Raw genomic sequence first — 15024 nt, 5'->3', positions numbered from 1 at the left:
CATCACAGCTGAAGGGGTGGTAACATGTTCGATATGCTAAAGGTAGGCAGGAATATCGTTAAATTAAGAGGGGCCGCAGGGCTCACGCAAATGGGGCTTGCGGATAAGCTGGGAATCAGCTATCAGGCGGTCAGCAATTGGGAGAGGGGCGCAAGCATGCCCGATATCTCTAAGCTCCCGGAGCTGGCGGAAATCTTTAATGTCTCTATTGAGGAGATTCTGGAAGAGGGTAGGGGGACAGCGATCCTAACAAGTGTGCTGGAAAATGCAACTGAGGATTACCTGCATCAGCATGAGGTATCTGCAATAGAAATATTGGAAGTTGCGCCTCTGCTTAAGACGGAACAAATCGAAGAGGTGTTTGAGCATGTAAAGGCCAATGTGCCGATTGGCGACCTGGTGGCACTGGCTCCTTTTCTGAGTGAGGAAGTACTGGATGAATGCGCCAGGAAGGTGATAGAGATCGGGCCAATCGGCGACCTGGTGGCGCTGGCTCCTTTTCTGAGTGATGAAGTGCTGGATGAATGCGCCAGGAAGGTGATAGAGATCGGGCCAATCGGCGACCTGGTGGCGTTGGCTCCTTTTCTGAGTGATGAAGTGCTGGATGAATGCGCCAGGAAGGTGATAGAGATCGGGCCAATCAGCAATCTGGTGGCACTGGCCCCTTTTCTGAGTGATGAAGTGCTGGATGAATGCGCACGGAAGGCTATGGAGAGCGGGGAAATAATCGACCTTTTACCACTGGCGCCTTTTCTGAGTGAAGAAGTGTTAGATGAATGTGCCAGGAAGACATGCGAACGCGGAGAGTTCATTGATCTGGTACCGCTTGCTCCTTTTCTGAGCGAGGAAGTACTGAATGAGTGTGCCCGGAAGCTTGTGGAGGAACAAGGTCTGGGAGCCGTCCTACCGCTTGCCCCTTTTCTTGGTAAAGGGATTATGGAGGGGTTAACCACGAGTCTTTTTACCAAATAAGTTCGCAGGTTGCCTGTGAGGTGGTCTCCGATATCGAAATTGTTGCTTAAAAAACAAGCAGGCACCATCCATTGCGGGCCTGCTTGTTTGAAAATGTATTTACTTTTCAACTGCAACAAAATGCAGCAGCTTGCTCTGGAAATCGCCATGCAGCTCGGGAAGCAGCAGGCCTACATACATCAGGCGGTCGCCGCCGTATACGGTACCCGTCTCTTTTAGCACGTAATCCTTGTCCGGATCAAGTCCCTGAAGGCGGAGACGGGGGCGGGCGGTGTTTGGTCCGGCCAGCACACGGAAGTAGCCGGCCAATGCCTCGGACCGGTCCTCGGCTACAAACATCCAAGCCGTTTCATTGCCTTCAAACGGCGAAAGCAGCCGGTACATATCCCCTTGCTGAACAAGCGAACGGATTTCTTTGTAGAAGGCAACCTGGGCAGCCGCTTCCGCCTGCTCCTCTTCGGTGAACCGGGTCAGGTCCAGCTCATACCCGAAGTTGCCGGACATCGCCACATCGCCGCGCATGGAGAGCGGGGTGCTGCGGTGAACCTGATGGTTCGGCACAGCCGAGATATGTGCGCCCATGGCGCTGGCCGGATAGACAATACTTGTGCCGTACTGGATCTTGAGGCGCTCTACGGCATCGGTATTGTCACTGGTCCAGGTCTGCGGCATGTAGTGCAGGATGCCCGGATCGAACCGGCCGCCGCCGCCGGAGCAGCTCTCGAACAGCACATGCGGGAAGCTGGATGTGATTTCTTCCATTACCCGGTACAGCCCCAGCATATAGCGGTGGGCAGTTTCCCCCTGGCGCCCGGGCGGCAGCGACGCGGAGCCGATCTCCGTCATATGGCGGTTCATATCCCATTTGACATAAGTGATCGGAGCCGAGGATAATACGCTGCTAACGGCATCTATAATGTAGTCGCAGACCTCCGGCCGGGACAGGTCGAGGATCAATTGATTGCGGCTTTGACTGCGTCTGCGGTCTGGCACATGCAGGCACCAATCCGGGTGGGCACGGTACAGCTCACTGTCGGGGGAGACCATTTCCGGCTCGAACCAGAGGCCGAACTGCATGCCAAGCCGGTTCACCCGTTCCGCCAGATCGGACAGGCCCTGCGGCAGCTTGCGTTTATCCACGAACCAGTCTCCCAGGGAAGTGGAATCATCGTCCCGGCGGCCGAACCAGCCGTCGTCGAGCACGAACAGCTCAATGCCAAGCGCTTGTCCGGCACGGGCGATATCTTCGATCTTGTCCGCATCGAAGCCGAAATAGGTGGCTTCCCAGTTGTTGATCAGCACCGGACGCGGTTCATCGCGGTACAGCCCTCTTGCCAGACGGGTACGGTACAAGCGGTGGTAAATACGGGACATGCCGCCGATCCCCGCATCGGAATAAGCAAGTACAGCTTCCGGCGTCTGGAAGCTTTCGCCCGGCTCAAGCAGCCAGCGGAAGCCGAAGGGGTTGATGCCCATCGTGACCCGGGTGGACCCGTATTGATCCACCTCGGCCCCGGCACTGAAGCTGCCGCTGTAGACAAGGCTGAAGCCATAGGCTTCTCCGCTGTCTTCCCCGGCATTCGGGGAGAGCAGGGCCAGGAAGGGGTTCTGCTGATGGCTGCTCGCTCCGCGTTTGCTGTCGATGCCCTGATTTCCGCTGCGCAGCGGGGCACGGACCAAATGGCGTTCCCGGGCCCAGGAGCCGGAAAGATGGATCAGCTCGAATTCATCATGCGGGAAATCGAGCGCCAGGGACAAGGCACGGTTCAGCTTAAGCGGGGCGGTTCCGGTATTGATCAGCCGGGCCGAGCGGATAATGGTATCGAAACCCTTCATGACCGTGTAAGACAGTTCGGCCCTGAGGCCGGCAAGTGAATCTTCCAGCACCAGCTGCAGCGTTTCGGCTTCCTCGTCAGACTCGGCGTATACAGCAGGTAGGCCTTCCAGCGCCGGTTTCCCCTTGAGGATGCTGTGGGACACGTAAGCCAGTTCCGTGACCGTTGTGCCGTTGGCCAGCTCAGCTACGTAAGCGGGCTCCCTGAAATCGCCCGAACCATAGCCCGGATATTCGTGGGGGAGTGTATCCAGGGAAAGCGAAGGCTCTGCCGGATCAACGGTGCTGCTGAAGCCCATAGCTCCGGGATCGAATAAATCGGAAACGGCAGAGCTGCGGATTTTTTTGCCCCAATGCAGATGTAGGGGATACGTACCGCGGGCCAGGCCGAATACATAACTGGTATTTTCAGTTTGCAGATGGAAGATTTGCAGCTTCGCATCATAGTGAATGGACAAGGAAATAACCTCCTAAGGTGGATGCTGAAGTAATGAGACAGCCTCATTATAAGTCTGTTTCGCAGTCAAACGTATGGAGGAATGCAGAATGAATATGGAGGAATGTAGTCTCTTTTGCAATTGGATAAAGGGACGGACCTTAAAAAGCAGACCCGGCTGCCCGGATCTGCTTCATCGTTAGAGGTTATTCTGCTTGCCGCAATCTTTCAACAACCGTCGCCTTGGTCAGCAGGCTGTAGGAGCTTAGCGTTACAGTGTACGCAATAGCGGCCAGGACCGGAATGACCAGAACAAACGGCAGCCAGCTGAAGTGGTAGACCGTAAAGGCTATATTATCCGCTATGTTTTTGGAAATGATGTAAGTCAGAAATAGGCCTAAGCTGGAGGTGATCGCCACGGTCAACAGGACATTGTACATTCCCTCATAGACCAGAACCTTTTTCAGCTGCCGCTTGGTCATGCCGATGCTCTCCAGTAAGGCGAATTCATTTCTGCGGGTAATAACCCCGGTAATGACGGTATTGATATAATTGAGAACGCCTATGAGCGCAACGACAAAGCTGAGACCGTAGCCGACCGTCTGGAAAATGCGGATATACGAGCCAAGCTCCTCCTTGTAATCTTCTCTTGATTTGAAGACCAGCTCATCACTTGAAGCTACAATTGACTTAACCTCCTGTTCAACACTGCTCAGCTTGGCCGGATCGGCGTGAATGGTTGCTGATAATCCCATAGGCGGATTGCTTCCCGCCGGCAGCTCCTTTGTTAATTCTGAGGCGGGAAGGAAGGTGTTGTATCCATAGATTGGATATGCTTGAGTAGTTGCTGCATAAAGGGCATCAAGTTTTAAAACGGCCATGACTTCATAACTCTTTCCCAGACCCGGATATTTGATAGAGTCACCGGGATGATAATAAGTTTCATAATTATCTTCCCCATGCATCATAGCCTCTGTCACGAGCACATAGTTACCGGAAGCGAACTTCTGTTTATCGAAGGTTCCTTCAATAACATCTTTCTGCACCAGGTCATACCAGCCGCCATCAATGCCGTACAGATCGAGCATAATGAAGTTATTCTTAAGTGTTTGTACAAGGATCGGTTCAGGTTGAGGCGTCTCTGCTTGAGGTTTCAGTGCAGTGCGTATCGTGTCATCCAAAATGTATTTTTCGAATTTATAATATACGTTGTCCACCTGTTCGACTCCGTCAATCTTATCCAGAGTACTTTTGAACGCTGCCGAAAGTTTGTAAGAATCCCCGGCCTGTTCGCCTTCTGTATACACGATAGCGTTATTGTGGATTACAAAGTCACCGGCGATATAAGTCTCCAGGTACTTATTGACATCCAGCGATGAGATCACGGTAAAGATAACACTGAACAAGACCATGCTTAAGGAAAGCGAGGTCAGCATAAGAAACAGCTTCTTTTTATTGCGGAACAGATTGGAGAAGGCCATACTGTAAAGTTTTGCCCCGCGTTTCGAGCGTTTGTTCATCCGCCGTTTCACGCTCACACCTGCGAATCTGACTGCTTCCACAGGAGAGATCCGTGCGGCCATCCGGCCCGGCTTGCTGGCAGCGATCCAAAGCGTCAGGTAGGAGAACACGGCAGCCCCAATAAAAATCCACGGGCTGGCTGAATTGGAAGCTTCCATAGTTTCAGGAGAGATGTTACTAAGCATTGGGGTCAACCACCGGCCAATACCATAACCGGAAGCCAGGCCAAACGGCAGTCCTACAATGTACAGCAGCTGCGCCTGACTAATAATTATTCTCCTCAGTTGTCGCGGCGTGGTTCCGATTGCCTTCAGCAGGCCGTAAAATTTGACATCCCGCACTACCGATATGTAGAAGATATTATAAATCAGCAAATATCCGCTGAGCATGATAATGAGTATGACTCCCATATAAGGAACAAATTTGATGATGTTATCCGAAAGGGAGGAAGTTGTGTACCCCCAGTTTATCCCGATCGGGGCATCTACACCTGTGTCCTTGAGTACCTTATTGAGCTTTTTTTCGATATCGACGGCATTGCTGAACATCACACTTAGCCCGGAGGTATTCACATAAGAACCGCTGGCTATGGACTTCTCCCGATCGATAGTGGACAGGTTCTTGTTTACAAAAGCCTCCGATACCAAAGCCAGCCCCGACATGGCCAGGTTTCTGTCCGCGTAATAGTACCCCGAAACAATAAAATCCTGCTGAATCACGCGCTCCCCGATATCTATATCCAGAGCAACCCGCTGGCCCAGCGCATGCCTGATGCCAAGCTTATCCATCACCCAGGTGTTCAGCACAACCTCGTTCTCTGCGACAGGTAACCCGCCTTCAATGAATGTTATAAAACCGTGCTTTGCGCTGTTCTCATCCATCTGCAAAACCTCTACCCGACTATCCCTGAACACATCATTTGTTAAATCTCCTGCATTAACTGTAACCCCGTATTCCCGGATGGAGGGATGTTTCTTCAGCGCTTCGACCTGTGCCGGGGCCAGATATTTGAAGCCTCCGTGGAAGTCAGAGCCAACCGTTTTCATCTGGGCTAATTCCATCGATTTGTTAATGCTTAAGACCATGGTGAAGATGGAGGTAATGAGCAGTGTAGTCAGGATGACCGCGCAGATTACGGCCAGATTGCGCATTGGATTGGCTTTCAGGCTTTTTAGAGCGAGACGGTTTACAATTTTGCGGTTGTTGGTTGTGATCATAACGTCTTAACCCCGGTGGATATCGTCTCGTTGCCGGAAACAATGCGTCCGTCTTCAATTCTAATAATGCGGTCGGCAGTCTGGGCGATGGACTCGTTATGAGTAATCATGACAATGGTCTGATTGAATTTCTCGCTCAGCTGCTTCAGCAGAATAAGAACCTCCTGACTGGTTTTGCTGTCCAGATTCCCTGTAGGCTCGTCAGCCAGAATAATGGAAGGTTTAGTTGCCAGCGCTCTGGCAATCGCAACACGCTGCTGTTGCCCGCCGGAAAGGTTAGACGGCAGATTGTGGATTTTCTCCTGAAGTCCCAGGGCCTGGATCACTTCGTCCAGATATTTCTGATCAATTCTGCCGCCGTCGAGTTCTATAGGAAGCAATATATTTTCGAGCACATTCAGAATCGGTACCAGATTATAGCTCTGAAAGATGAAACCAACCGATCTGCGTCTAAAAATCGTTAATTTCTCATCACTCATCGCAAAGATATCGTTCCCATCCACAATCACCTTGCCTTCAGTGGCCCGGTCCAGGCCGCCGAGCATATGAAGCAGGGTGCTTTTTCCGCTGCCGCTGGTGCCGACAATGGCCAGAAACTCGCCTTTTTCTACAGACAGAGAGACATCGTCAAGCGCTTTAACCGTCGTCTGCGGATCTTTGCCATAATATTTCTTGAGGTGTTCTATTCTTAATATAGGCATGGTGATTCATCCTCCATAATCTTTGATGCTCTTAAGATATCAGACAATTCTAACTGGACAGTGTCTGAAATCTGATGATAATGACACATTTAGATTTGGGGTAGAAACATAGAGATCTTTGTTCCTCTGCCTGGCTCGGATACCGCTGTAATAAAACCTCCCTGCATGCTGATAATCTTCCGCGTCAAATAAAGCCCGATTCCAATGCCTTCATACTCCCTGGCGCTGTGTCCCCGGTAGAATCGTTTGAAGATGTGCTTAAGCTCATCCTGGGGAATCCCCATGCCTGTGTCCGAAACATCTACCCGGGTAAACATTTCATTGCTTTCAGTCACGATGGAAATTTTACCGCCTGCCTCTGTATACTTTACCGAATTTTCCAGAAGATTGAATAAGGCCTCGCTGGTCCATTGCGGATCATGACGGGCTTTTGTAAGGTGATTGCATTCGATATGAATATCGATCTGTTTACTTTCCGCACGGGTATAGATATGGGATACGGCCCGGGTTATCGTCTGAATCACCGGATTGACCGTGCTGTGCAGGGTGATCATCCCCGTTTCCAGCCGGGACATCTTGACCAGGGAGGTAATCAGCCATTCGAGCTTTTCTGATTGCGACTGAATATGGCTCACCAGTTGCCGGGATTCTCCATCCAGCTCCGGGACTTCGGCAAGCAGCTGGCTATAGATCATGATATTGGAAAGAGGTGTTTTGGTCTGATGTGAAATATCCGAGATCAGCTCTTTGATTCTGTTCTTTTCCGTTTCCAGGTTCTGTTCGTTCGCTTTGGAGATCTCAATGTAACGCAACAATTTATGTTCCATGGAAGAGAGGAGGGTTTCTTCAAAATCGGTCATTTTCTCCCGTCCGTAGATCGCCCGGTCCACCATTTCATCCAACGTATCCACAAAGGATGTAACTTGCCGCCGCAAGGACCAGTTCCAGGCAGCACCCATGACGAGCATTAAAGAGACAAAAAGTGCAGTGAGTTCCGGGAGAGCCGGATGATCCCCTTGCAGAAAAAGGACCACTCCCGCATAGCCGAATACCAGGAGAATGAAGATTGCCGAAAATAAAAGGCTAATGCGTTTGGAGTAGTGGATCTGTCTGCTGCTGCTCACGGGTTTGGCCTTTCCGCCCATAGATATCCCAAACCGTAGACTGTTTTTATGTATTGTGGAGCTGAAGGCTCGTCCTCGATCTTGGCCCGCAGCCGTTTGACAGCTACTGTCAGCGCGTTCTCATCCACAAACTCAGCCTCCTGCGACCAGATCTTGTCGATTAACTGTTCTCTATTTAAAATAATGCCGGGGTTCGTGACAAATATTTTCAGCAGCTTCAGCTCGGTTTTGCTAAGGATCAGTTGCTCTTGGTTCTTATAAAACTCCAGCTTTCCAAAATCGAAGCTTAAGGGTCCTATCGTTACTTTGTCCTCGCTGTGCGGGGCAGATCTTTTGAGGACGGCCATGACTCTTGCCCTTAAGACCATCAGACTGAACGGTTTCGTAATATAATCATCGCCTCCCAGCTCAAACCCCGTAACGATATCAGGCTCCATGTCGTTCGCGGTCAAAAAGATAATCGGCACCTGCGAGGTTCTTCGGATCTTCTCACAGTAATCCAGCCCGCTTCCGTCGGGAAGATTGATATCCAGAATAATAAGATCAATCTTAAGGGAAGAGAGAAGCAGCTCCGCTGAGGCTATGTCGTAAGCCTGCTGTATAGATAGATCGTTCTGGGAAAGGGTCAGGGCGATGCCTTTATTGAGACTCCGGTCATCTTCAACGATTAACAATGTCTTCAAGGTGTGTGCTCCTTTGTTCCTCTGCATGCTGCAGAAGCTATATTAAGGGATACCTGCAACAATTATACACACTAGCGATGTTTAAAGTCTCTCCCGGCAGAGAGTTAGGCTTGTTTCCGCTCCCGGCAGCCTGCAGTCCTACCCTTGCCCCGACTAAGGTCCAGTTTATAAAACCGTCCACGGTCTGTTTTGAAAGTCTGCGGTTTACCCTAGAATAAGGTTATAAGGTTGAGGTCAACGAAAGGCGGTGAGAAAATGCAAAATAGAAAAGGTAACGGACTTGCGGTTGTGCTGATCGTGCTCGGAGCAATAATGCTGATGGGTATTGCGCTTCCTCTGATTCATGGAGTCTTCAGAATTCTGTTCCCGGTATTGCTGGTTGTTCTCGGATACTACGGAATTAAAAGCGGACGCAAAATTATCGGCTGGATCGTAATGTTCATCGGTGTCATGTCGCTGATTGCCAAGCTTTCCTGGATCATCGGGCCCCTGCTCGGTATCGCGCTTGTGGTTTGGGGAATCTCAGTACTGAAGGGCAAACAAAACAGAACATACTAAGTTTTTAGAAGTTTACTTACTAAGAAGCAGGGAGGGAGCAGGAAATCATGAGTGTTTTTCGCCGCATGAGGGATATCACCGTAGCTAATCTAAATGAACGTCTGGAACAAAGCCAGGACCCTGTGAAGCTAATTGATCAATTTCTCCATTCAACCCGTGAAGAAATCAGTGAAGCTGAAAGACTATATCAGCAATACGCTTCCCACACGAAGCAATTGCAGCAGCAAGTCAACCAGGCAACGGCCATGAAGAATAAGCGTGAAGAACAGGCGCTGCTGGCACTTAAGGCAGGAGAGGATCATCTCGCCAAGCTGGCTTTGCAGGAAAAGATCATTCACGAGGAAAAGCTGGAGCAGTACAGCGGGCTGCTGGAACAGAGCCAAGTATCGCTGTATGAGCTGGAAAGCCAGCTTAATGAACTGAAAGTCGAATATCAGACCGTATATAACAAACGCCAGTATTATGCAGCACGGATGGAGTCGCTGAGACTTCAGCAGCGGATGAACCAAAGAGCCGGAACCTACGGCAACGGCGGTGATGTTCCCAAGATGTTCGGACGGCTGGAAGACCGGATGAACGACTGGGAGCTGGAAGCGAAAAGTCTGCGCGATTTGCGCCGGATGGGGCAGGAATACGCAGTGCAGGCTGGAGAAACCGTAGCAACTGTACTGGAAAGAGAAATGGCCCGTCTGAAGGAGAAGCTTAACAATGACGGAAAGGAGTAGTACTATGAGCCGATTGTACCGTTCAACCCGTGACAAGGTAATGACAGGGCTTGCAGGAGGAGTGTCCGAGACTCTCGGTATTGACTCCACCCTGTTCCGGATATTGCTCTTGGTCAGCATCCCCTTTACCGGGGGCGCAACGATTCTGGTGTACCTTGTTGCAGCGCTTGTCATTCCCAAGGAGCCAACGCAGTATAATCCTTTTGGCCCTGGACCCGGAGCTCCGGGCGGCCCTTATGGCGGCCCTTACTCCGGAGGACCTGGATATGGACGCGGCCCGCAAGGCCCGCAGGGTCCTCATGGACAGGGAGGATATGGTCCGAATAACGGACAGCCCGGCTATAACCCCGGTTATGACAAAGCAAATGCTTACTCGGCCCCGGACTCCGGTCTGGATGCCATGATGAAGGATATTGAGAAGAAGGCCCTGCAGAAAGAAGTCGAAGAGCTTAAACAAAAACTTGCTAAATACGAGAAGGGAGAAGTGTAAAACATGGGAGTATTTCAACGGATTAAAGATATGACAAAGGCGTCGGTAAACGACTTGCTGGATAAGGTAGAGGACCCAATTGTAATGCTGAATCAATATCTGCGCGATATGGAGGCAGAAATTCACGAAGCTGAGGTTACTGTAGCGAAGCAAATGGCCAATGAGCGCCGGATGAAGCAGCGCGTCGATGAAGCAGCTAAAATGTCCGGACAACGTGCGGCACAGGCTGAGCTTGCCCTGAAGAATGGCCAGGAAGAAGTAACCCGCAAGCTGCTGGAGGAAAAAATCTATTTCGACCAGAAGCAAGTTGAATACAGCGATCTTCATGCTCAAGCGGAAGTGCAAGCCAAAGAACTGGTACAGCAGCTGCATGACATGAAGGATGAGTTCTACAAACTGCGCAACAAACGCAACGAGCTGGTATCCCGTGCACAAATGGCGAAAGCCAAGAAGCAAATGTCGCAAATCAGCAGTGTTCATGCCATCGAAAGCGGCAGTGCATCGCTCGGATTCCACCGTATGGAAGAAAAGATCATGCAGCTTGAAGCGGAAGCAGATGTTATGCGTGCCCCTTACAGCCCTTCGGCCGGTGTATACAGCAAGCCTGTGGATGCCGAGAAGCAGCTTAAAGTGGATGAGCAGCTCGCTGCACTTAAGAGCAAGCTGAACCCAACTTCTTCATCCCCGTCACTTGACAAAAAAGAATAATAAGCCAGTTCCTAAACAATAGGCGTATATGATATGCTGAACAAGGTAAAGCCATACGGTATGGATTCTCCATACCGGTATGGCTTTTGTAGCGGGATGCGGCTATAGGTGGAAGTTTCTCCAATTCATGATGCATACAATCATCGATTGGAGAAACTTCAACATTAATCAGTTTTGCTCCGCAAAACTTTAAGGAGGTGCGAAATGGATAAACGAAACCGTTTGATTGCCATCGGACTGATTGGAATAGGCTGCTTGATGATATTTGGCAGATGGATCGGCTTTTTCTCCATTGTCGCGCTCCTGTTCCTGCTGCTGGGGATTTACCGGACGACATCGGGCAGGGTGAAGCAGGGTTATACTCTGCTTGGAGTCGGTGCCGTACTGATGCTGCTGGATCATTTGCTGCTTGTATTGGGGATTTGTCTGATCTCACTGGGGATGTTTTTTGTGAAGTCCAAAAGAATGCAGAAACGCGGCGGCTTCATGCAGAAGCAAAGCTTCTCTTCCCGGTTTGACTGGGACCTCTCCCCATGGGTGATGCGCAGTCTGAGTGCATGGCATGTGATGGGTGAAGCCGATGTGGATCTTTCGCTGGCCATGGCGGAGGATAAAGAGACCATCATGCTGTTTCAGGGCATTTTTGGCGATATGGATGTTCATTTGTCGGAAGACTACGGCGTGGAGATTGAAGCCTTTGTGCTGTTCGGATCGATCGAATTCGGCAGCCATCGGGATACCGGAATGCTGAACCGGCTCAATTGGAAATCGGCTAATTATGACATCAGCGAGAATAAGGTGAAGATTAATGTATCTTATTTAATGGGTGACCTGGATATAAGCATGTCCTAAAAGGGATGAGCGTTAGCTAAGAAGGGAGTGCTCCCGGCGTGGAGGAAAAGAATAGGAGTATGGTAACGCGCAGCATGGGCGAGGGGGCTCTGTTCTCCTTTGTCATGCTGCTGGTTATCCTGTACATTATGTATACATACGGATATTTGCAGCCCTTTGAAAACTGGAAGATCGGGGTAAGAACGGCGGTGACGCTAATTCTGCTGCCGATGGTTTTCGGGATTGGCTTCGGTTTCTACCAGAGCTTCCGTATCAAGCGCAAGCTGGAGCGGCTGCGGGCAACACTCGTAGCCTGGGAGAAAGGAAATCTTACCCCGGCCATGCCGGAACTGGGTACGGATGAACTGGGCAGGCTCGGCTTGCAGCTTGGCCGGATCAGCGGCAAGTGGGAGAACCAGGTGAACACACTGCAGCGGCTGTCCACCAATAACGCCAAGCTTGCCGAACAGGCGCGCGTATCGGCGATTATGGAGGAAAGGCAGCGGCTGGCACGTGAGCTGCATGATGCTGTATCGCAGCAGCTGTTCGCGATCTCCATGACGGCGACGGCTGTAGGCAGAACGCTGGAAAAGGACTTTGACAAGGCACAGCGGCAGATTGCGCTTATCGAGGAGATGTCCGCCGTAGCCCAGTCGGAGATGCGGGCACTGCTGTTGCACCTGCGTCCGGTGTACTTGGAGGGCAAAGGTCTGGAGCAGGGGCTGCAGGAGTTGATTAAGGAACTGGAGATTAAGGTTCCTATGGAGATTGTGTTTGAGATGGACCCGGATGTGCATCTGCTTAAAGGGATCGAGAATCATTTGTTCCGCATTGTGCAGGAGGCCATTTCCAATACGCTGCGCCACGCCAAAGCGGATAAGATGGAAATCCGGCTGCACCGCCGGGGAGATACCGTGCGGCTCACACTGCGGGATGACGGGATTGGCTTCGAGATGGATGAGAGTAAGCAGACTTCCTACGGACTCTCCAATATGCAGGAGCGGATCAATGAAACCGGAGGCTCCATTCAATTTATCACCGCACCCGGCAAAGGGATGCGCATTGAAATTACTGTACCACTAGTTAATGAATAAGGGGGCAAGGGCAAACTATGGAGATGGAGGAAGCGGAAGCGATTAAAGTACTGCTCGTGGACGATCATGAAATGGTCCGGATCGGACTTGCTGCGGTGCTTGGCACCGAGGATGGAATTGAAGTTGTGGGCGAAGCCGGAAGCGGAGAAGAAGGCATCCGGCTGGCCCAGGAATATAATCCGGATGTGGTGCTTATGGATCTAGTGATGGACGGCATGGACGGTATCGAAACAACTAGACAGCTCCTCAAACTTTATCCGGATTGTAAGGTAATCGTACTTACCAGCTATTTGGATGACGAAAAAATGTACCCGGTCATTGAAGCCGGAGCCTTCAGCTATTTGCTGAAAACCTCGCGGGCCAGTGAAGTGGCGGATGCCATCCGTGCAGCGGCAAGAGGCCAATCGGTGCTGGAGTCACAGGTAGCTTCCAAAATGATGAACCGTTTCCGTAATAACGCCAAGGGCGAATCACCTGCCTATAAGGAGCTTACCGAGCGCGAAATGGAAGTGCTGAAGCTGCTGGCCCAGGGCAAATCCAACCAGGATATTGCTGACCAGCTGATTATCGGGATCAAGACTGTGAAATTTCACGTAACGAACATTCTCGCCAAGCTGGGTGTGGAAGACCGGACCCAGGCAGCTATATATGCTTACAAGAACGGTCTGGCTGAATAACCTTAACAAAACAAAGGCCGGTGGGCTAGTACCTTGACCAAGGATAATATTACCTTTACGCTCTCCATATAGAGTCAAATGGGAGGGCATACCAATGAACAAAAAATACATGGTTGAACTGAACGACGAAGAATGCGAACGGATCCAACAGCTTCTTCATACGAAGGAGACTTCTCGGGAAATTCGAAATCGATGTCTCATCCTCATGTTGGTCGATGAAAGTCAAGGAGCCATTCCTAAGCAGATGGAGATTGCCCAGAGAGTCGGTGTCAGTGACGTTACGATCCACCATACCGTGAAAAGTTACTGTACCCGCGGCTTGGAGGCTACTCTGAGTTATCGAAAGCGGCCGGAGCCAGGGAGTCCTGCGATCATTACGGGAGAACTGGAGGCCAGAATCATCGCATTGGCCTGTTCTGAGCCACCTGAGGGCTATGCCCGCTGGACCGTTCGTCTGTTGACGCGCCGGGTCATCGAACTGATATCATGGAATCCGTGGGACGAGAGACGATTCGGACCACGTTTAAAAAACGAAACTTAAGCCTCATTTAAAGAAACAATGGTGCATTCCTCCGAAATCGAGCGCCGAATTTGTTGCGCGCATGGAGGACGTTTTGGAGGCCTACGCCTTGCCCTATGATCCTGAAATTCCGCTGATCTGTATGGACGAACAACCGATTCAGCTTCTGGAAGATTCTCGTCCATCCGAGCCGATGAAACCGGGGCAAGTGCAGCGCGAAGATTATGAATACGTGCGAAAGGGAAGCTGTAGTGTGTTTTTGTTTACGGAACCGATAGCCGGTTGGTGTCACGTACAGGCCAGCGAAAGACGAACCAAAGACGAATCAAAGACGAACCAAAGTCGATTGGGCACTTCAAATCCAGGAATTACTGGACGTTTACTATCCAGACGCGAAACTTGTTCGGCTCGTGATGGACAACTTGAACACGTACACGATCTCTTCGTTGTATGAAGCCTTTCCACCAGAACAGGCCCTATCTTTAGCGAAGCGCCTGGAAATCCACTACACTCCCAAGCATGGGAGTTGGTTAAACATGGCCGAAATTGAACTGAGCTCGATGACAATCCAATGTCTGGATCGGCGTATTGGCTCCATTGATCAATTGCAACGCGAAATCACGGCATGGGAAATCGACCGGAATCAGGCACGAAAATCCGTGGAGCGGCACTTCACGACGCCAATGGCCAGAGGGAAATTGAAACAATTGTATCCTGAAATTTGATGCGGTCAAGGTACTAGGAGACGGATTGTAGAGCATACGAATACGCGGCTGTCTTTATTTTTTTTATGTAGAACGCAGGTATGCGTTCTTTTTTTTGCTATATAAGATGAACTTGGATTTTATAAAAAATATATTGAAGGAAAGACATGGATATGGTAAAATTTATATATAATAACATATTTTATAACGTTAAATTATCAAATCTATG

Annotated in this window: 16 protein-coding genes; 11 read left to right on the top strand and 5 right to left on the bottom strand. The window is 50.5% G+C overall.

Annotation, left to right across the window (positions count from 1 at the left end):
- Positions 1-24 precede the first annotated feature (24 nt).
- Positions 25-972 carry a helix-turn-helix domain-containing protein gene (locus MHI45_RS13455; protein ID WP_076112577.1) on the top strand — a complete coding sequence of 316 codons (948 nt, stop codon included), beginning with the start codon at positions 25-27 and terminating at the stop codon, positions 970-972.
- Positions 973-1071: 99 nt separating this feature from the next.
- On the opposite strand, the gene MHI45_RS13450 is transcribed toward MHI45_RS13455, so the two are convergent.
- From MHI45_RS13450 to MHI45_RS13430, 5 genes are all read right to left on the bottom strand, one after another.
- Entirely contained in the window at positions 1072-3264 is a 2193-nt protein-coding gene (locus tag MHI45_RS13450) for an alpha-galactosidase (protein ID WP_076112578.1), read from the bottom strand.
- Between the two features lie 184 nt (positions 3265-3448).
- Positions 3449-5980, bottom strand: coding sequence for an ABC transporter permease (locus MHI45_RS13445; RefSeq protein ID WP_076112579.1), 2532 nt, complete (start codon positions 5978-5980; stop codon positions 3449-3451).
- On the bottom strand, positions 5977-6681 hold the full coding sequence (locus tag MHI45_RS13440) for an ABC transporter ATP-binding protein (protein WP_038596393.1): 705 nt from the start codon (positions 6679-6681) through the stop codon (positions 5977-5979). The genes MHI45_RS13445 and MHI45_RS13440 overlap by 4 nt, the downstream gene beginning before the upstream one ends.
- 89 nt (positions 6682-6770) lie before the next feature.
- Positions 6771-7805, bottom strand: a complete 1035-nt coding sequence (locus MHI45_RS13435) for a sensor histidine kinase (RefSeq protein ID WP_144024394.1) — start codon at positions 7803-7805, stop codon at positions 6771-6773.
- Positions 7802-8488 carry a response regulator transcription factor gene (locus MHI45_RS13430; RefSeq protein ID WP_144024395.1) on the bottom strand — a complete coding sequence of 229 codons (687 nt, stop codon included), beginning with the start codon at positions 8486-8488 and terminating at the stop codon, positions 7802-7804. Before MHI45_RS13430 ends, MHI45_RS13435 begins: the two co-directional genes overlap by 4 nt.
- 255 nt (positions 8489-8743) lie before the next feature.
- Between MHI45_RS13430 and MHI45_RS13425 the strand changes: the two genes are divergently transcribed.
- The 10 genes from MHI45_RS13425 (at position 8744) to MHI45_RS13380 (ending at position 14816) form a co-directional block, all read left to right on the top strand.
- On the top strand, positions 8744-9046 hold the full coding sequence (locus MHI45_RS13425) for a LiaF transmembrane domain-containing protein (protein ID WP_038596389.1): 303 nt from the start codon (positions 8744-8746) through the stop codon (positions 9044-9046).
- A gap of 47 nt (positions 9047-9093) precedes the next feature.
- Positions 9094-9771, top strand: a complete 678-nt coding sequence (locus tag MHI45_RS13420; protein WP_038596387.1) for a PspA/IM30 family protein — start codon at positions 9094-9096, stop codon at positions 9769-9771.
- A 4-nt stretch (positions 9772-9775) separates the two neighbouring features.
- Positions 9776-10261 (top strand): PspC domain-containing protein, encoded by a 486-nt coding sequence (locus tag MHI45_RS13415; RefSeq protein ID WP_038596379.1) that lies wholly within the window; start codon positions 9776-9778, stop codon positions 10259-10261.
- Between the two features lie 3 nt (positions 10262-10264).
- On the top strand, positions 10265-10969 hold the full coding sequence (locus MHI45_RS13410; RefSeq protein ID WP_038596377.1) for a PspA/IM30 family protein: 705 nt from the start codon (positions 10265-10267) through the stop codon (positions 10967-10969).
- A gap of 204 nt (positions 10970-11173) precedes the next feature.
- Complete coding sequence (gene liaF, locus MHI45_RS13405; protein ID WP_076112581.1) at positions 11174-11821, top strand: cell wall-active antibiotics response protein LiaF; 648 nt, start codon at positions 11174-11176, stop codon at positions 11819-11821.
- A gap of 59 nt (positions 11822-11880) precedes the next feature.
- Positions 11881-12894: a sensor histidine kinase gene (locus MHI45_RS13400; RefSeq protein WP_379145701.1), complete on the top strand. Its 1014-nt coding sequence runs from the start codon at positions 11881-11883 to the stop codon at positions 12892-12894.
- Positions 12895-12917: 23 nt separating this feature from the next.
- Positions 12918-13571 carry a response regulator gene (locus MHI45_RS13395; RefSeq protein ID WP_038600745.1) on the top strand — a complete coding sequence of 218 codons (654 nt, stop codon included), beginning with the start codon at positions 12918-12920 and terminating at the stop codon, positions 13569-13571.
- Between the two features lie 94 nt (positions 13572-13665).
- Positions 13666-14112, top strand: a complete 447-nt coding sequence (locus MHI45_RS13390; protein WP_076112582.1) for a helix-turn-helix domain-containing protein — start codon at positions 13666-13668, stop codon at positions 14110-14112.
- Positions 14113-14185: 73 nt separating this feature from the next.
- Positions 14186-14545 (top strand): hypothetical protein, encoded by a 360-nt coding sequence (locus tag MHI45_RS13385; protein ID WP_144024397.1) that lies wholly within the window; start codon positions 14186-14188, stop codon positions 14543-14545.
- Positions 14451-14816, top strand: coding sequence for a transposase (locus tag MHI45_RS13380; RefSeq protein ID WP_144024398.1), 366 nt, complete (start codon positions 14451-14453; stop codon positions 14814-14816). Before MHI45_RS13385 ends, MHI45_RS13380 begins: the two co-directional genes overlap by 95 nt.
- Positions 14817-15024 lie beyond the last annotated feature (208 nt).

It is taken from the genome of Paenibacillus sp. FSL H3-0321 (assembly GCF_038002865.1).
Taxonomy (GTDB): Bacteria; Bacillota; Bacilli; order Paenibacillales; family Paenibacillaceae; genus Paenibacillus_AQ.
Note: the sequence above shows the minus strand (reverse complement) of the source record. Positions and strands in the feature narration are given on the sequence as shown.